The sequence below is a fragment of the Bacillus sp. FSL K6-3459 genome (genome assembly GCF_038003305.1).
GTDB classification, from domain to species: Bacteria; Bacillota; Bacilli; order Bacillales; family Bacillaceae; genus Bacillus; species Bacillus pumilus_O.
This window is the reverse complement of record NZ_JBBOOW010000001.1, coordinates 3,521,670-3,539,917: the sequence shown is the minus strand read 5'-3', so window position 1 is coordinate 3,539,917 and position 18,248 is coordinate 3,521,670. Positions and strand designations below refer to the sequence as shown.

General features: G+C 40.7%; 19 protein-coding genes and 1 riboswitch. Of the genes, 17 read left to right on the top strand and 2 right to left on the bottom strand.

Annotated features, from left to right (window positions below; all coding sequences use genetic code 11):
* The first annotated feature begins 60 nt into the window (after positions 1-60).
* The 5 genes from MHI35_RS18075 (at position 61) to MHI35_RS18055 (ending at position 4,219) form a co-directional block, all read left to right on the top strand.
* Complete coding sequence (locus MHI35_RS18075) at positions 61-1,242, top strand: NupC/NupG family nucleoside CNT transporter (protein WP_144458143.1); 1,182 nt, start codon at positions 61-63, stop codon at positions 1,240-1,242.
* A 25-nt stretch (positions 1,243-1,267) separates the two neighbouring features.
* Positions 1,268-2,569, top strand: a complete 1,302-nt coding sequence (locus MHI35_RS18070) for a pyrimidine-nucleoside phosphorylase (protein WP_144519924.1) — start codon at positions 1,268-1,270, stop codon at positions 2,567-2,569.
* A gap of 234 nt (positions 2,570-2,803) precedes the next feature.
* Positions 2,804-3,247 carry a MarR family winged helix-turn-helix transcriptional regulator gene (locus MHI35_RS18065; protein WP_088002687.1) on the top strand — a complete coding sequence of 148 codons (444 nt, stop codon included), beginning with the start codon at positions 2,804-2,806 and terminating at the stop codon, positions 3,245-3,247.
* 14 nt (positions 3,248-3,261) lie between these two features.
* Positions 3,262-3,900 (top strand): nitroreductase family protein, encoded by a 639-nt coding sequence (locus MHI35_RS18060; RefSeq protein ID WP_012011776.1) that lies wholly within the window; start codon positions 3,262-3,264, stop codon positions 3,898-3,900.
* Between the two features lie 25 nt (positions 3,901-3,925).
* The gene (locus MHI35_RS18055) at positions 3,926-4,219 is read left to right on the top strand and encodes a putative quinol monooxygenase (RefSeq protein ID WP_119125590.1); all 294 of its coding nucleotides are present in this window, start codon (positions 3,926-3,928) and stop codon (positions 4,217-4,219) included.
* 65 nt (positions 4,220-4,284) lie between these two features.
* Here MHI35_RS18055 and MHI35_RS18050 read toward each other — a convergent pair.
* A protein-coding gene (locus tag MHI35_RS18050) for an IS3 family transposase (RefSeq protein WP_340991683.1) occupies positions 4,285-5,435 on the bottom strand; the annotation gives its coding sequence in 2 pieces (ribosomal slippage) (positions 4,285-5,162 and positions 5,162-5,435; 1,152 coding nt in all).
* Positions 5,436-5,697: 262 nt separating this feature from the next.
* Between MHI35_RS18050 and MHI35_RS18045 the strand changes: the two genes are divergently transcribed.
* The 3 genes from MHI35_RS18045 to MHI35_RS18035 all read left to right on the top strand — a co-directional run bounded on the left by MHI35_RS18045 (position 5,698) and on the right by MHI35_RS18035 (position 8,919).
* The gene (locus MHI35_RS18045) at positions 5,698-8,079 is read left to right on the top strand and encodes an immune inhibitor A domain-containing protein (protein ID WP_211062723.1); all 2,382 of its coding nucleotides are present in this window, start codon (positions 5,698-5,700) and stop codon (positions 8,077-8,079) included.
* 208 nt (positions 8,080-8,287) lie between these two features.
* Positions 8,288-8,542: an ORF6C domain-containing protein gene (locus MHI35_RS18040; RefSeq protein ID WP_144468096.1), complete on the top strand. Its 255-nt coding sequence runs from the start codon at positions 8,288-8,290 to the stop codon at positions 8,540-8,542.
* A gap of 5 nt (positions 8,543-8,547) precedes the next feature.
* Positions 8,548-8,919, top strand: coding sequence for a DUF1304 domain-containing protein (locus MHI35_RS18035; protein ID WP_050944576.1), 372 nt, complete (start codon positions 8,548-8,550; stop codon positions 8,917-8,919).
* 34 nt (positions 8,920-8,953) lie between these two features.
* On the opposite strand, the gene MHI35_RS18030 is transcribed toward MHI35_RS18035, so the two are convergent.
* A complete protein-coding gene (locus MHI35_RS18030; RefSeq protein WP_186314361.1) occupies positions 8,954-9,118 on the bottom strand; it encodes a hypothetical protein in 165 nt (54 codons plus the stop codon).
* 254 nt (positions 9,119-9,372) lie between these two features.
* On the opposite strand from MHI35_RS18030, the gene MHI35_RS18025 reads away from it, so the two are divergent.
* The 9 genes from MHI35_RS18025 (at position 9,373) to licT (ending at position 18,159) form a co-directional block, all read left to right on the top strand.
* Positions 9,373-10,029, top strand: a complete 657-nt coding sequence (locus MHI35_RS18025) for a type 1 glutamine amidotransferase domain-containing protein (RefSeq protein WP_144468094.1) — start codon at positions 9,373-9,375, stop codon at positions 10,027-10,029.
* 140 nt (positions 10,030-10,169) lie between these two features.
* The gene (locus MHI35_RS18020; protein ID WP_211062721.1) at positions 10,170-11,297 is read left to right on the top strand and encodes a hypothetical protein; all 1,128 of its coding nucleotides are present in this window, start codon (positions 10,170-10,172) and stop codon (positions 11,295-11,297) included.
* Positions 11,298-11,353: 56 nt separating this feature from the next.
* Positions 11,354-11,457: riboswitch (TPP riboswitch) on the top strand.
* 87 nt (positions 11,458-11,544) lie between these two features.
* Positions 11,545-12,231, top strand: coding sequence for a thiaminase II (gene tenA / locus MHI35_RS18015; RefSeq protein ID WP_335349523.1), 687 nt, complete (start codon positions 11,545-11,547; stop codon positions 12,229-12,231).
* Entirely contained in the window at positions 12,228-12,827 is a 600-nt protein-coding gene (locus MHI35_RS18010) for an ECF transporter S component (RefSeq protein ID WP_335349524.1), read from the top strand. The genes tenA and MHI35_RS18010 overlap by 4 nt, the downstream gene beginning before the upstream one ends.
* On the top strand, positions 12,802-14,400 hold the full coding sequence (locus tag MHI35_RS18005; RefSeq protein WP_335349525.1) for an ABC transporter ATP-binding protein: 1,599 nt from the start codon (positions 12,802-12,804) through the stop codon (positions 14,398-14,400). The genes MHI35_RS18010 and MHI35_RS18005 overlap by 26 nt, the downstream gene beginning before the upstream one ends.
* Entirely contained in the window at positions 14,390-15,124 is a 735-nt protein-coding gene (locus MHI35_RS18000; RefSeq protein ID WP_144519936.1) for an energy-coupling factor transporter transmembrane component T family protein, read from the top strand. Before MHI35_RS18005 ends, MHI35_RS18000 begins: the two co-directional genes overlap by 11 nt.
* A gap of 149 nt (positions 15,125-15,273) precedes the next feature.
* Complete coding sequence (locus MHI35_RS17995; RefSeq protein WP_088002664.1) at positions 15,274-16,113, top strand: methyl-accepting chemotaxis protein; 840 nt, start codon at positions 15,274-15,276, stop codon at positions 16,111-16,113.
* Between the two features lie 172 nt (positions 16,114-16,285).
* On the top strand, positions 16,286-17,101 hold the full coding sequence (locus tag MHI35_RS17990) for a YwqG family protein (RefSeq protein WP_335349526.1): 816 nt from the start codon (positions 16,286-16,288) through the stop codon (positions 17,099-17,101).
* Between the two features lie 224 nt (positions 17,102-17,325).
* The gene (gene licT, locus MHI35_RS17985) at positions 17,326-18,159 is read left to right on the top strand and encodes a BglG family transcription antiterminator LicT (protein ID WP_044140329.1); all 834 of its coding nucleotides are present in this window, start codon (positions 17,326-17,328) and stop codon (positions 18,157-18,159) included.
* Positions 18,160-18,248 lie beyond the last annotated feature (89 nt).

Here is an 18,248-nt window from a genome sequence, read left to right as displayed (position 1 = left end):
AATAGGGTTTGTTCCATACAAGCGCATTAATGTAAACGAATTCATTCGAGGAGGAAAAACATGAAATACGTGATTGGTATCATCGGTTTGCTGGTGATTCTCGCCATTGCATGGCTAGCTAGTAACGGCAAAAAACGGGTAAAATTCCGTCCAGTAATTGTCATGATTGTACTGCAATTTATTTTAGGTTATATTCTGCTCAATACAGGTGTTGGAAACTTCCTAGTCGGAGGCTTTGCAAAAGGATTCCAAATGCTACTAGGCTATGCCGGTGAAGGAATCAACTTCGTATTTGGCGGATTAATGAATGATAATGCATCAACTTTCTTCATCAACGTCTTACTGCCGATCGTCTTTATTTCGGCATTAATCGGTATTTTGCAGCATTGGCGTATCCTTCCGCTTATCGTACGCGGAATCGGTTATCTGCTTAGCAAAGTAAACGGTATGGGCAAACTAGAATCTTACAACGCAGTAGCGTCTGCGATTTTAGGTCAATCAGAAGTCTTTATTTCCATTAAGAAACAGCTCGGATTATTACCTCAGCAGCGTCTTTATACATTATGTGCATCTGCAATGTCGACCGTATCCATGTCGATTGTCGGTGCGTACATGCAAATGATTAAACCAGAGTACGTGGTCACAGCACTTGTACTGAACCTATTTGGTGGATTCATTATTGCATCTATTATCAATCCATATGAAGTAGCTAAGGACGAAGACATGCTCGAAGTCGTTGAAGAAGAAAAACAATCCTTCTTTGAAATGCTTGGCGAATACATTATGGACGGTTTCAAAGTAGCGATTGTTGTCGCTGCGATGTTGATTGGATTCGTTGCATTAATTGCGATGATTAACGGAATTTTTACAGCTGTTATCGGTGTGTCTTTCCAAGATGTACTTGGTTATGTATTTGCCCCATTTGCTTTCATTGTTGGTGTACCTTGGAGCGAAGCAGTACAAGCAGGAAGCATTATGGCAACGAAAATGGTTTCCAACGAATTTGTGGCAATGCAAATCCTGTCTGGCGATGCTTTCCATTTCACTGCTCGTACAGAAGCGATCATTTCTGTATTCCTTGTATCATTTGCGAACTTCTCTTCTATCGGTATCATTGCTGGAGCAGTCAAAGGCTTAAACGAAAAACAAGGAAACGTTGTTGCACGTTTTGGATTAAAGCTTCTATTTGGTGCAACACTTGTCAGCTTCTTAACAGCAGGCGTTGTCGGTTTGATTTACTAATTTAAAAAAAGGAATGGTGAAAACAATGAGAATGGTAGATATCATTGCGAAAAAACGTGACGGAAAAGAATTATCTTCAGAGGAAATTTCTTTCTTTGTCAAAGGATATACGGACGGAACAATTCCTGACTACCAAGCAAGTGCCTTGGCTATGGCGATTTTCTTCCAAGATATGACGGATCAAGAACGTGCAGATTTAACGCTCGCTATGGCGAACTCAGGAGACACGATTGACCTGTCTGCCATTGAAGGCATTAAAGTAGACAAGCATTCAACAGGTGGTGTAGGTGATACAACAACGCTTGTACTTGCACCTCTTGTGGCTGCACTTGATGTACCTGTAGCGAAAATGTCTGGTCGCGGCCTTGGACATACAGGCGGTACAGTGGATAAGCTTGAAGCGGTAAAAGGCTTCCACGTAGAAATCACAAAAGATGAATTCATCGAGCTCGTGAACCGTCATAAAGTAGCGGTTATTGGTCAATCAGGCAACCTGACACCAGCAGATAAAAAGCTTTATGCCCTTCGTGATGTGACAGGTACAGTGAACTCAATCCCGCTCATTGCTAGCTCAATTATGAGTAAGAAAATTGCTGCTGGCGCAGATGCGATCGTATTAGATGTGAAAACAGGTGCAGGTGCTTTCATGAAAACACCTGAAGACTCAGAGAAGCTTGCAAAAGCCATGGTCCGCATCGGAAACAACGTTGGCAGACAAACGATGGCTGTTATCTCTGATATGTCTCAACCGCTGGGATTAGCGATTGGAAACTCCCTTGAAGTGAAAGAAGCCATTGACACGCTTAAAGGCGAAGGTCCTGAAGACTTAAACGAGCTTGTGCTCACTTTAGGAAGTCAAATGGTCGTTCTTGCGAAAAAAGCAGAAACGCTTGATGAAGCAAGAGAAAAGCTAATTGAAGTCATGAAAAACGGCAAAGCACTTGAGAAATTCAAGGAATTCTTAGAAAACCAAGGCGGAGACGGCTCGATTGTAGATCAACCAGAAAAACTGCCGCAAGCCCCTTACCAAATCGAAGTTCCTGCAAAAGAAGCAGGTGTGGTTGCTGAAATCGTCGCAGACGAAATCGGTGTTGCAGCGATGATTCTTGGAGCAGGACGTGCAACAAAAGAGGACGATATCGATCTATCTGTTGGTATCATGCTGAACAAAAAAGTCGGTGATCGTGTTGAAAAAGGAGATTCACTCGTAACACTTCATACAAATCGTGAAGATGTTGCGAATGTCATGGAGAAAATTTATGACAACATTCGCATCGCAGATCATGCTGATGCACCAACTCTTATTCACACGGTGATCACAGAATAAAGAAAAAAGGACAAAAGTGCTTCGTCGCTTTTGTCCTTTTTTTATGTAAGATTTAGGTGGGAATCCCTGTAAGGTGTGTTAAAAAGGCGGGCGTTCAGCTCGTCTTTTTTCTATTAATATAAAAAATTTCACTTTATGAAACAAACCTCTTGCAATCATGAAATAATGGGTGTATATTAGTTGACGAGTCAATGATTGATATATCAACTAATTGATCTGAATAGAAAAGAGGGGATGGCATTGACTGCATTTTGCTCTGAAGAAGCAGAGGTATTATACCGTTTGCAGTGCGTGAACCGTATGATGGGCGTGAAGTTCGAAGCATGCACGGGCATCAGCCAATCAAGATTAGAGTTGCTCTCACTGTTATTTCAAGCAGACGAAATCAGCCAGTCAGATTTGCAGAAAAAAGTAAATATTGATAGTGCGGCTGTGACGCGTCACTTAAAACAGTTAGAAACAAAAGGAATGGTCACGCGCAGAAGAAAGCCAGAAGATAATCGAGTCACACTTGTTCGTCTGACAGAAGAAGGCAGAACAAGAATCGAAGCTTCTAAAAAAGAAAAAGAACGATTTATTTCAGAAATGCTTGAGAACGTAAGTGACGAAGAACGAAAGCTTCTCACTGATGTGCTCAGCCGAATACAGCAAAACATCGAAAAGATTCAAACAACTTAAAGGAGTGTTTCAACATGGCTACAACATTAAAAACAAACGATTTTATGGAAATTATGAAAGGACGCCGTTCTATTCGTAACTATGACCCAGCTGTGAAAATCAGCAAAGAAGAAATGGCAGAGATTCTAGAAGAAGCAACAACTGCACCATCATCAGTGAATGCACAGCCTTGGCGCTTCATGGTCATTGACAGCCCAGAAGGAAAAGAAAAGCTTGCACCACTTGCAAAATTCAACCAAACTCAAGTGTCAACATCAGCAGCTGTCATTGCCGTATTTGCAGATATGAAAAGCAATGAATACTTAGATGAAATTTATTCAAAAGCAGTAGAGCATGGCTACATGCCGCAAGAAGTGAAAGAAAGACAAATTGCTGCACTAACTGCACACTTTGAGGTGCTTCCAGAGCAAGTCAACCGCGAAACAATCTTAATTGACGGTGGAATTGTGTCTATGCAGCTTATGCTTGCAGCACGTGCACACGGCTATGATACAAATCCAATTGGTGGTTTTGATAAAGAAGTCATCGCTGAAACATTTGGCTGGGATAAAGAACGTTATGTACCAGTGATGCTGTTATCCATTGGGAAAGCTGCTGACGAAGGTTATGCATCTTACCGCTTACCGATTGAACGCATTACAGAGTGGAAATAATATCTTTTAAAAAGGAGACGATTAGATGATTATTATTCATGCAGGGATGACCATTCATCCAGAAAAAGAAACCGTATTTCTAGCAGAAATCAATGCATTAATGACAGCTTCACAAGCGGAAGAAGGCAATGTATCCTACAAGCTGTTCAAGGATACAGATAAGGAAAATACCTTCTTAATGGTAGAAGTGTGGAAAGATGACGCTGCGGTTCAGAGCCATAATGCGAGTGCACATTTCCAAGCCTTCGTCGCGAAGGCAAAAGAATTCTTAGCCGCTCCACTTGACGTTGTTGCCTTTCAAGGCCAGCAACTTTCATAGTAAAACAACAAACACCCTAGGCGTTGGGACTGACCCCCGTTTTTGAGACAGGAATCAAAACACCTTTATACAGCCAATTGCCGATAGTTTATCGGTGATTGGTTGTTTAGTTTCGTTTGAATACGAATGTTGTTATAATAATAAATGTATTCTTTGACAGTGCGTTCTACGATGGTGGTTGTAGTGCGATCAATCCTGTTAAGATAGAACGTTTCAGACTTTAGTGAGGAATGAAACGATTCGATGGAGGCATTATCAGCGGGCGTCCCTTTACGGGACATGCTCATGGTAATGCCTTTTATATGAACCGCTTTCTGATACTCGTAAGATGTATACACAGAACCTTGATCGCTATGTAACACGCAATTCTCAGGAAGTGCTGGGAGCTGATTAAGTGTGTTTAAGATAAAGTCTGTGTCCTGCTTATCACCAATCGTAAAAGCAATCACTTCTCCATTATATAAATCCAATATACTGGAAAGGTACAATTGTTTCTGTCCATAAGGCAAATACGTGATGTCCGTTACTAGTTTTTCAAGAGGGCGATCAGACTGAAAATTCCGATCCAGTATATTACCGGCTACGGCATAAGGCTGCCCATTCTTCTTACGCTTTTTCATTTTAACCCGGCATTGCCACTGGTTTTTCTGCATGATACGTTGAACAGTTTTATGGTTAATACGCATTCTCATTTTTAGTATGGCTGTGATTTTCCGATAACCATATCGATATTTGTGCTTTCGGCACAACGTGCCGACCTGTTTCTCTAGTTGTCTTTCAGAATGAGTCTGAGTCAAATCTTTTTTCCATCTATAATACGAAGTACGTAAGATGCCTAAATGGACACAGATGTCCTGTACCGTCATCGTTTTGCGAAATTCTTCTACCAGTTTGATTGACGTTTCCTTATCAACTTCCTTTCCAATTCGTTGTACTTTTTTAAAACTTCATTCTGTTGACTCAAATAGCGATTTTCTGCCTGTAGTCTCTCTAATTCAGAAGAGTACTCGGGACCCTTTCCATAGGTATATTGTTTTCCAACAGGTTGTTCGAACCTGTGTGTATCCCCAGCTTTATGCCATCTCACCCATGTCTGAACCTGCGTCTTATTCTTGATATTCAATTCCTGCATGATCTCTTTCATAGGTACGCCTGCCAACCTCATTTCCACAGCCTTCTGTTTGACTTCAACCGGATAACTCACTCTTGTCCCCATAGAAAAAACACCTCCATGTTTTATTTCGGATCACAACGATCCGTTTTCAAACTTGAAGGTGTTTTTTATTTGTCTCATCTTATGGGGTCAGTCCCGTTTATCGTCTAGGGTTCTTTTATTTTCGACACCTTGTTCCACTCATTTCATTCCCGTATTGTGCATTTTCCACAAAGTTTCTGAAAATAAAATGTTTTTCGACTTAAGTATATTGGAATATGCTAGAATTAGATATTATTTATTACCAAATTAGGGAGGAACCAAAATGAAAAAAGGGAAATGGACGAGTATTGCACTAACGGCTGTCCTCAGTTTAGGCACATTGGCAGCTTTCAGCACCCCTCTATCTGCCCACACCACAGAGAAATCAACATCCTCAGATGGCGGTCATTATTCAGGTGTTCCATTTGACGCAAGTGTCGTGAATGAAGACCGTCTCATCAAAGCCTTGAAAAAACAAGGAAAGATCAAAAAGAATGCCAATGAAGCAGAAACCCAAAAAGCACTAAAGAACTATCTAAAGAAAAAAGAAGAATCTGCTATGAAACAAAGTGCAAGCACTTTAACAGAAGAGCCTGAATTTCTGAAAGAATACAAACAAAAGGTACATAACAAATTAGCCAAAAAGAAAAAGTTAAAGAAGCATAATGGAAAAGAAAGCAATCATGTAAAACCGGTCAAAAAGGAAAAGTATAAAGGCGAAGTTCGCAATGATAAGGTATTGGTTTTATTAGTAGATTTTAAAGATTATAAGCATAATAGTATTAAAAAAGAAGAGACTGATATGTACTATGACAAGTACGATCAACAGCACTATCAAGACATGCTTTTCGGAAAAAATGGCTACATCGGTCCAGATGGGAAACGAAAAGTATCCATGAAGCAATATTATGAGAAACAGTCTGGCGGTAGTTACACGATCAGTGGAACGGTTGCTGGCTGGTATACAGCGAAGCATGAAGCAGCCTATTATGGCGGGAACGTACCTGATGAATCAGGTAGTGACGGCAGACCACGTGAATTGGTGAAAGAAGCACTCGAAGCTGCAGCAAAGGACCCGAATATTGATCTTAGTGAATATGATCAATGGGATCGATATGATATGGATGGAGACGGCGTTTATAACGAACCAGACGGCATCATTGACCATTTGATGGTCGTTCATGCCGGTGTAGGTGAAGAAGCTGGCGGCGGACAGCTTGGCTCTGATGCGATTTGGTCGCACCGCTGGTCACTTGGTGATGTATTTGAAATTCCAAACACAGAATCTGAAGTCGGACAAGGCGGAAAGTTAGGCGCATTAGATTACACCATTGAGCCTGAAGATGGCGCGGCAGGCGTATTCACACATGAATTCGGACATGATCTCGGTCTTCCTGATGAGTACGATACACAGTACACAGGCGGAGGCGAGCCCGTTTCCTACTGGTCGATCATGTCAAGCGGAAGCTGGGCAGGTAAAGTCCCTGGAACAGAACCAACAGGCTTCAGTCCATATGCGAAAGAAATGCTTCAAAACTTGCATGGCGGTAACTGGCTTACTGGACAAACCATTGATGGTAAAACTTTAAAGAAAAGCAAAACAGTGCTGATTGATGAAGCAGCAACAAAAGGAACGAACCATGATGCGGTTCGGGTAGATTTACCAGATAAAGAGATTGAGGTCACAAAACCTGCTCAAGGACAAAATGCGTACTTTAGTGGAACGGGTGACAATTTAAATGCGACCATGACGACAACAGGTATCGATTTGTCGAAAGGGAGCAAAGCAGAGCTGACATTTAAAGCATGGTACGATATCGAAGAAGATTATGACTATGCATATGTAGAAGTTCGTGAAACAGGAACCGATCAGTGGAAGACCATTGCTGGTAACATCACAAACGATCGAAATGAAGCTGGAGCGAACGAAGGCAATGGAATTGACGGAAAATCAGATGGATGGGTTGATGCAACCTTTGATCTTTCTGCTTATGCAGGGAAGAAAATTGACCTGCAATTCCGCTATACAACCGATGCAGGCTATTCACTGCCAGGCTTATTTGTAGATGATTTAAACATCACTGCAGATGGGACGAACGTATGGTCAGATGATGCCGAGGGTACGTCAACTTTCACGTTTAACGGATTCTCGAAATCAAATGGAAAACAATATGCAGCACAATATTATTTATTAGAGTGGCGCTCTTATGCTGACGTTGATAAAGGGTTAAAGCATATCAAACGCGGAGCAAGCCTTATGAGCTATAATAACGGTTTGGTCGTGTGGTATGTCGATCAATCCTACAGTGATAACTGGGTAGGAAAACACCCAGGGAACGGTTTCCTTGGGGTAGTAGATGCAGATCAGCAAGTATTGAAGTGGAGTGACGGTTCCATTGCTGCTACAGGTTTCCAAGTACATGATGCTGCATTTTCTTTGAATCCAAGTACAAAGCTCAATATTGATTATACAGCGACAACCGGCTTAACGTTGGTAGATCGCTATATTCGCCCGACTCGTACATTTAGTGATAAAAAGAATTATGTGAATCCAAAAAATCCAGAAGCAGGACGTGATGTCCCAACATACGGTCTATCCTTTAAAGTCGTTGGACAAAGTAAGGATCGTTCTGTTGGAAAGGTATTAATTTCTAAAAGTAACTAAACAGAAAGCCGGATTCTAGCATTGAATCCGGCTTTTTGATATGGTCATAAACTGTTTTTGATGAAAAGGACGGCTTTTTGATCGAATGTCTGTTCTTTTTTATTTTTGATATCCGAATGAAATCATTATATAATAGAGACTGGAAGGTTTTTCTTTCATACATGGTTCTTTTTAGCTGTTAAAACAAAGGAAAGGATGAGCGTTACCAATGAGTTGTGTCACTGCTAAGCAATTAAAGGTGATAAGAGGGACGATGCAGACTTTTTGCAGCCATTTAGAGTATGATGGTCACGGTAAGCTTCATATTAATACCATCATGGCTTTTATTAAAAAGGAGTTTGGTGTGAGGAAAATGAAAGACATTCCACAAAGCCGCTTTAATGAAGCGCTTGAATTAATACAAGACTTTGATTTGTACACGGATAAAATAGAGATTCGTGATCGTCTATCAGAAAGGAATTAACTAAATTGAATATTTTAGCAATAATACTAGTAGGAATTGTCGCATTAGAACACCTTGTCATTATGTTATTAGAAATGTTTTTTATGGAATCAAAGATGGCAAAAAGATCCTTTAAGCTGCCAGAACACTTGCAAAAGGATCCAAATGTAAAAGTGATGTTTGCCAATCAGGGGCTTTATAACGGGTTTTTAGCTGCAGGACTCATTTGGGGGCTCATTCTCGGATCGAATACTGTTGGATATATGATTCAGCTATTTTTCATTATTTGCGTGATCATCGCTGCTGTATTTGGTGGTGTGACCTCTAATAAATCAATCATCGTCAAGCAAGGAGTACCAGCGTTGCTTGCATTAATTGCGCTTATCCTGGCAATTTAACTATAAATAAAACCGCCCTATTGAAGGGCGGCTTTTATCTTTTTCGAAGACCCATCAGACGAATGATGGAAGTCAGACAAAGAGCAACGGCAACAGCCAAAATAATTTTTCCATACATGACCCCTGTTAAATTCATCAAAAAGACAGCCAATATGATACAGAGTGTGATGGTGATCATCACAATCGAATAGGTTTTCATCTCTTTTCCACTCCTTTAAATATCCCCACACATCCGTGAGGTCTATCTATCTTACCTCATATGATATCACTCAATGACAATTTTACATGAAATTCCCTACTAATAGAATGTGACATATTGATTAGATTTGATGTCATGCCATATTTTTTAGAAAATCGGGTATACCATAAAGAACTGCACCGAAGTTGAGTTGCTTGATATTTAATTGTGCAAAATGTAAAATAGCCACATGATAAATCGAAAGGATGATCAAGATGAGTAAGAAAGTGTTATTAGTATCGACAAGTAGTTCAGAAATGAACGGACATCCAACAGGCTTATGGCTAGAGGAATTGGCAGAGCCCTTTCATATTTTTAAAGAAAATGAACTAGACGTTCAAATCGTCTCTATACAAGGTGGAATGGTTCCTATTGATAAAAACTCCATTCCAGAAGGTGTTCCTGCGCAATATGAAGATGTATATAAATTACTTCAAGACACAAAGGCGCTTACAGACGTGAACCCAGCTGATTATGATGGCATCTTCTTTGCAGGGGGACACGGCCCAATGATCGATTTTGCATCTAATCAACTGGTAGCCGATGCAATCTTAGCGATTTCAAACAAAAATGGTGCAGTCGGAGCTGTTTGTCATGGTGTGTCAGCATTCGTTGATGTGAAGGATCAGGATGGCAAATCATTCATTGAAGGTAAAAAAATCACAGGTTTCACAAACGAAGAAGAGGAAGCTGTTCAGCTGACATCAAAGGTTCCATTTTTATTGGAAACAAAACTTCGTGAGCAAGGGGCAGCGTTTGAAAAAGGAGATGCCTTTGCACCATATGCTGTAGTTGACGGAAAAATCATTACTGGACAAAACCCAGGTTCCAGTGCAGAAACAGCACGCCTGTTTGTTAAAACCATTTCATAAAGTGATCAAAAAACCAGTCGTAGACAATACGGCTGGTTTTTTGTCATAAAGATTTCCTAAAAAAGACCATAACAACGAATGAAATAATGGTAAAATATTCACAGGGTATAAAACCCAATTAAGGAAAAGGGGATGTTTCTGTGAGAACTTTTTATGGAAAAATGACTGCCGCTATATTATCCATTCTACTCGTCACAACAGGTTTATTTTCACCAGCATTAAAAGCAGAAGAAGCACCGAAAACAGATGGAAAATTGTCACCACTGACGGAAAAAGCTATTCAGCAAGTGCAAGACTCGTTTTTGAAGCAGGATGAAGGAATCGCTATCAAACAGAAACAGCTAAAAAAATCTTTTAAAGTAGATAAGAAAAATGGAATCAGTATTAAACGAAAAGCCGCTAAAGATGGTCAGATGCGTACATCTTCCGTTCGCTCCATTGATGGACTAGCCATCAACCAATCAGTTGTCTTATCAGAAGACGACCCAGTCGATTTATGGTTGTTAAGTACGACTTCACCTCAGGCACTCATCAGCCGAATTACCTCTTCAAATCCCGATTATTTCGTACAATTATTTGTTGTTGATTATGAAACTGGACAAGCTTATCCGACGGACTTGATTCAGCCAGCAGGCAGTCTCCTTGGTTTGACCAATTTACCAGCAGGTGACTACGCATTCGGTATCACAAGCGGTGGGGATTTTGGAGACTCTTACACGTTACAAGTGAATGCAAAAAACCCACCCAATTTCACAGGGGCTGTTTCCCTTTCTTCCACCTTGCAATACTTTGTAGCTGAGTATGCCGATGGGAATGTTATCGCTAATGGTACAAAAGTGTATAACAAACAATCTAAGACCGCCGATTACAAATGGGAACGTGTATTTTATTTCCCATATGACGGAAAATACGAACAGAGAACTCATTCTGTTGACAGTGTGAAAGTGAAAAGTATTTCGGCACCAGTATCGTACTCTGCTCCTTATGCGAGTTCATCTGAGGCCATTCTCGTCTACTTAGATGTGGACACGTTATTTATGTATCATGAATCATCGTTTGCTAGCGGACAATATTACCATAGTAGCTTTGTGGATACACTTGGGAAGAGAACGCCAAGACCTTTAGACATTGATGATCTGACAAATTACGGCGATCATATTTTAGCTGTTGATTTGAAAACAGGAAAGCCAATTGATTTCTTCAGCGTCCTTAATTTTTACTATGCTGCAGGGATCGAGAAGCTGCCTACGATCAGAACGTTGAATTAAGAAAAGCGGTTGACAGCAAATCTACACATGTGTAGAGTAAAGATAATTAAATGACAAAAGTCCACTAGGGGAGTCATGTATGACTGAGACAAGAGAAAATCTTGGACCCTTTGAACCTGATCTAGTTTGTACTAGCGGAGGGAAGTGGAGCTGGACCTCGTCTTATTCATGATTGAATCGATAAGAAGGCCGCTCCATTTGGGGTGGCTTTTTCATTTATTCTACTGAAGAAGAGGAGGCTTTTTTTATGACGTTTTCAGCGCAATTAAGAGAAGAAACAGAACCATTATTTGAAGCCATTTATCAGCATCCGTTTGTCAGGGGACTGGCAGAAGGAAAGCTGGAAAAGGAACAGATCATTCATTACGTCAAACAAGATGCAGAATATTTACAGGCTTTTATTAAAATTTACGCAGCGGCTCTTAGCAGATGTACAGACAAAGAAGATATTGCTTTTTTCCATCAGCAGATTGCGTTTGTACTAGATAGTGAGACACACCCTCACCAAAATCTTTGCCGAGTGGCAGGTGTATCATATGATGAGCTCCAAGGTGCCCCGCTTGCTCCGAGTGCTCATCACTATATTCATCACATGCTACAAGTCGCCAAGGAAGGTACGCTTGGAGAAATCATCGCTGTCCTGCTTCCATGCCCTTGGACATATTGGGAAATTGGGAAACGAATGCTCACAGATGTGCAGCCCGACCCGTCACATCCGTTTTATGAGTGGATCACATTTTATGGAGGGTTAACCGACTCTATTACGGTGGAGCTTTGCAAACGGCTCGATCAGCTGGCGGAAGCAGCAAGTGAGAAGGAAAAGGAAAAAATGAAACAGCGCTTTATCTTAAGCTGTCAGCTAGAGTACAAGTTTTGGGACATGGCGTTTACGGTGGAAGAGTGGCCAGTTCCATTGGAGGTGCATTCATCATGACATGGAAGATGAAAGAAGTTGTCCTTGCTGTCATTTTATCTGTTGCATGCGGTGTCATCTATTTAGGGTGGTCCACACTTTACTTACCCATTACAGCACTGGTTGGTCCCGCAGGAGGCAATATCATGTTTGGCATTTGGGTAATTGCCAGTCCAATCGTCGCGTATATCATCCAAAAGCCGGGAGCTGCCCTGATCGCAGAAACAGCCGCTGCCGCTGTGGAATTACTGACAGGCAGCCACTTTGGTCTTTCAGCCCTGCTGATTGGTGTATGCCAAGGGCTTGGGGCGGAAATCGCCTTTGCTCTTTTTGGGTATAAACGATATCGTATGTGGACACTGATGCTGTCAGGTGCCTTTGCGGCTGTTGGAGCAATGGCTTACAGCCTCGTTGCAAATGGCTTTGGTTATTACACACCTCAAGTTTTACTCATCACACTGATGACTCAAATCATTAGCGGAATGATACTGGGCGGATGTTTAGCGAAAGTTGTGGTAGATACATTATCTAAAACCGGTGTACTGAATCAATATGCCATCATGAAAGAAAAACGAAACAAAGGTGAACAGCATGAATTCATTTCTCGCGTGCAATAATCTCACTGTCCGTTTTTATGAACAGCCTCAGCCCGCTTTGCATCAAGTCTCTCTTTCTATTCAAAAAGGAGAAAAGGTGCTTATTTTAGGGCCAAGCGGCAGCGGTAAATCAACGCTCATCTCGGTTCTGGCTGGCATCATTCCAGAACATTTAGAAGCGGACATGCAGGGCGAAGTGATATTGCAAAGACATACAGGCGTCATGTTTCAGGACCCTGATTCCCAGTTTTGTATGCATCGCATCAATGAAGAAATTGCCTTTAGCTTAGAGAACCGCTCCGTCCCTCGTGACAAGATGGATGGTATCATTCAGCAGCTCATGCAAAAAGTCCAACTCGAAGTCGATCCGAATACAGACATCCACACATTATCTGGCGGCATGAAGCAGCGATTGGCGCTTGCCTGTTTACTCGCGTTAGAGCCAGATGTGCTGTTCTTTGATGAACCGACCGCACAGCTTGATCCAGCAGGCAGAATGGAGATCTTTCAGCTTCTACAGCAGCTTGCAGCTGATCAGCGACAAACCATGATTTTTGTAGAGCATGTGCTAGATGGTGTCATTGAATGGATGGACCGGGTGATTTTATTAGACGATCAAGGCAGCATCTTAGCAGATGGATCTCCAAAAGATGTGCTCGCGACATATGAAAAAGAAATGAAAGAGGCAGGAATATGGCGGCCGAAATTATTTCCCGAGAAATGGTCCACGATCCTTCAAGATCCATTTCATCCAATGAGTCATACGCTTATGCAAACCTTTGAAGTAAGAAAAGAGCAGCATAAACAAGTGCTAGCGACTGAGCGGGAGACCATCATTCGCTCAGAAGACCTTCAATTAAGCTACGGCAAAAAGAGGGTTATGAGTGATCTCCAGCTTGATATCAAAGCAGGTGATTGGGTGGCGATCATTGGGGAAAATGGAAGTGGGAAAAGCACATGTCTTAAACATTTGGTTCGTTTAGAGCCAACGAAAAAAGGCCACATTTTTTTAAAAGACACAATCCTTAAAAAGTGGTCAGACCGAGAACTATATGAAAAAACAGGTTTTGTGTTTCAAAATCCGGAGCTTCAATTCATACAAGATACAGTGTTCGATGAAATTGCATTTGGTGGAAGGCAGCGTAATTGGCCAGAGTCCGTTGTACAAGAAAAAACCATTCAGCTATTGAAAGAGTTCGGTTTAGAAAAGCATGCAAAAGCTCATCCTTTCACTTTAAGCTTAGGCCAAAAAAGAAGATTGAGTGTGGCTACAATGCTCCTTTTTGATCAGGATGTCCTATTGTTAGACGAACCGACTTTCGGACAGGATGAAAGAAAAGCGAAGGAATTAATCAGGCGCTTAAAAGAGCGTCAACGCCAAGGCACCACTATTTTAATGGTCACACATGATATGGACCTTGTCGATGAGTGTGCCGATCAAGTGCTTCTTTTTCATCAAGGAAAGCATGTGTATGATGGCACGCCTTATGATTTGTTTTCAAATCAGGACCTTGTCGATGCTTATCAGCTGAGAGCCCCGTTGCATTATCAATATATGGCTGAAAGAAAGGGCGTGCTGACGATTGCAAAGTAATCACTCCTTTCTTTCCACTGTGAATCCAACTATCAAATTACTCGCTCATCTACTTGCGATGTGTTGTCTCATGGCGATATCTGATCCTAAAACAACCTTCATCATCTGGCTGTTTGCACTTGGAATTGGGCTTGTTTTAGGCGGATGGAATTTGAAGTATCTTTTCACAAGACTTGTCCCTTATCTGCTCTTTTTTATTCTCGTGTTTTGGATGATGGCGGCCTTTGGCAAGGGGGATCATACTGTTTGGAAATGGGCATGGTTTCATGTGACAGAGGAGAGTTTAAGAAATGGACTCACCATCGCTCTCAGAATGCTTGGCTTTGTGACATTCGGTCTTCTGTTTACGTCCACAACAGATTTGACAGCATTTATGATGAGCCTCATTCATCAGTGCAAAATATCGCCAAAATGGGCGTATGGGATGCTTGCAGGCTTCCGGTTTATTCCGTTATTTCAAAGTGAATTAAAGCAAATGAAGGCGGCACATAAAATTAGAGGCTATAAGCAAAAAAACAGTTGGAAAGCCTTTATCCGTTATGCACTTCCTCTTTTTACACAGGGCGTGCGAAAATCAGAACGTTTGGCCATTGCGATGGAAGCAAGAGGCTTCACGGGTGAGAGGGAGCGGACGTATTATCATGTCATCAGCACTTCATGGATCGACTATACGTATCTTTTGCTCATCGTTATCAGTGTCTGGATATGCATGTCCTTTTTTTAAAAACCCCCACATTCTCTTGATAGAATGTGGGCTTTTTATATGTCTTAGGTCATTTGATTGATATTAGTACACATTACAGGCTGTAACAGATCTTATAACGAACCGATAAAGAGGATGTACTGAGAAAAAGAGAGGATGAACGTGAGCGAATGTCACAGAGAATTGATAACATAATAGACGCTTTACCAATCATTGGACTAGCTATGAGAGAGCAACTAACCTTTTCTATTTTAGGGAAAGAGAAGGTTCTTTATTATCAGCAACACGGAAACATTGACCTAGGGTTTAAAGCTGGAGATATTGTAGCTCCAGGGTTCGAAAACTTTTCTATGTTGAAAAATGGGAGAGAGCCATCGTTTATCCAAATTCCGAAAGAAGTATACGGGATTCCAATGGATATTGTAGCCGTTCCAATTAAAGATGAAACGGGTCAAGTAGTCGCTGCTTTCTGCGTGGCCTATGATCAGACCAATCAACAACGATTAGATGACATCATGACAGAGAGCAACCAAGCTTCCGAAAAACTCGTCGCAATGGTACAGCAAGTTGCTGCACATTCAGAGGAACTACAAGCGACAAGTGAACAAATTCTACAAAACACGAAAACCACTGTAGAAAATTCCTCTAAAATCAATCAAGTGTCCAATCTTATCAAAGGTATCTCTGATCAAACGAACTTACTTGGACTCAACGCATCAATTGAGGCTGCAAGAGTAGGTGAAGCAGGAGCAGGATTCGGAGTGGTCGCAACGGAAGTGAGAAAGCTGTCAACTCATGCGAAACAAGCGACGACTGATATTGAAACAGCGCTAAAAGATGTGCAGGGATCGATTAAAGGAATGGAAGAAGAAATAGCACAAATTGTCGCTTCTTCTGAGCATCAAGCAGAGCTTGTAGGCACATTTACAAAAATTATTGAAGGCCTTCATGAAACAAATGAAACGATGAAATCACTCGCAGAAGACTTAGTGAATTATCAAGTGAAATAAAAAATAGATCGACCAAAACCTCCAAATCAATCGGAGGTTTTTTTCATTTGAAGGTGAGAAAGTTGTTAGGATATTGACCGATTTATCGCTGACAGGTAGAGTACACTTCTGTATGATAGAAAAAGAGATACTAGTCTGGTCAGGAGACCTAATCATAAGGAGGAAGACCATCGTGACACAAACAGCAAAGCTGCAAGAAATCATAGCACCTTACCGTAAAATGTTAGATGAAACCGAACAGCCAATGATTCAACTACAGATGAAACAAGGGAAAACAGGACCTTACGACAGCAAAATCGCAGGTGATCCTTACTTCCCTAAAAACGATGAATATCCAGTTGATGGAGAAGGACAACCTATGAAGCTTTTGGCACAAATTAATTTTGGCCAGCTACCGAAGCTGAAGGATTATCCCGAAACAGGACTCCTGCAAATTTTTATTTCTGTGCATGATGATCTTTATGGGATGAATATTGACCATAAAACAGAACAAAAAGATTTTCGGATCAAATATATTGAGGAACCTTTCTTGGCAGAAGAAGAGTTGTTGACTGATTTTTCTTTTGTGAAAATTCCTGATGATTTTTATTTTCCTGTGACGAAGGAAGGCGCCATTACAGGTGAACGATCAAGTGAAACCATTAGTGTAGGGGATTTCCGCTTTGAGAAAATCACAGGTAAGCACAGCTGGGACTTATTTGAAGATGTAGAAGGTATTGATGGAGATGAAGCGGATGCCTTGTTAGATGAATTTTATGAGACAGAGAGTGGCTTTGGTCACAAATTGGGCGGGTATCCAGGGTTTACACAAGAAGATCCGCGTACCTATGTAGATCAAGACCATATTGTTCTGTTATTACAAATTGACTCAGATGATGAAGTAGATCTGATGTGGGGAGATTGCGGAATCGCCAACTTTTTCATCAAACCAGAAGACCTCAAACGAAAAAATTTCGAGAATGTCGTCTATAATTGGGATTGCTCCTGATTTTGTAAAAAACACTCTTTATAGAGTGTTTTTGTGTATGTTTTTAGACTTTTTTGCCCCTATTTCGTCATTTTTGAGAGGTAATATGTCATTCTTTCTAGTTGACCGTATCAAAAAAAAATGTAAAATCATCTTAAAGTCCTCTTTTTTGAAAATAATAATAACATGACATATCAATCTACAATGAGATGCTCGAAAAAGCGGAATGTACTGGGGGGTATCAATTGATCATTTCGAAAGTAATCAATAATAATGTGGTCAGTGCGTATGATGACGAGCAGCATGAGCTGGTCATTATGGGTAGAGGAATCGCTTTTCAAAAGAAAAGTGGAGACCCAATTGACGAAGAACGTATTGAAAAAGTATTTTCCATTCAAAATAAAGATATATCAGAAAAATTCAAAACCCTGCTTTATGATATTCCAATCGAGTATATGCAAGTGTGTGAGGCGATTATTGATCATGCGAGAACAACCCTTAATAAAAATTTGAATGACAGCATCTATGTGACACTGACGGATCATATCACCTTTGCTATTGAACGTCATCAAAAAGGAATGGACATCAAAAATGCCCTGCTCTGGGAAATTAAGCGGTTGTACAAAGATGAATTTATGTGTGGTGTAGAAGCGATTCGGATTATTCAGGACAAGCTCAACATTCATCTTCCTGAGGATGAAGCCGGTTTTATTGCGATGCACATTGTCAATGCAGAGCTCAATGAGGAAATGCCGAACGTGATTCAAATTACCAAACTCATTCAAGATATTTTAAATATCGTCAAGTATCACTTTCAAATTGATTTAGACGAGGAATCATTAAACTATTTCCGATTTGTCACGCATTTGAAGTTTTTTGGACAGCGTCTGTTTAACGAAACACAAATGGAAAATCAAAATGAATTCCTGTATGAAGTCGTAAAAGAGAAAAACACTGCAGCTTTCCAATGTGCTGAGAAAATTAACGATTATGTTCAAAAAGAATACAACCGAAGCCTCATAGAAGATGAGATGCTGTATTTAACTTTGCATATCGACAGAGTGATAAAAAGAAAATAAATTTAAAAAGAAAGCGTTGACATCATAAAATTAACATGATACTTTATAACTATAAACAACATAACCCACAATCTTTTAGGATTGTTACT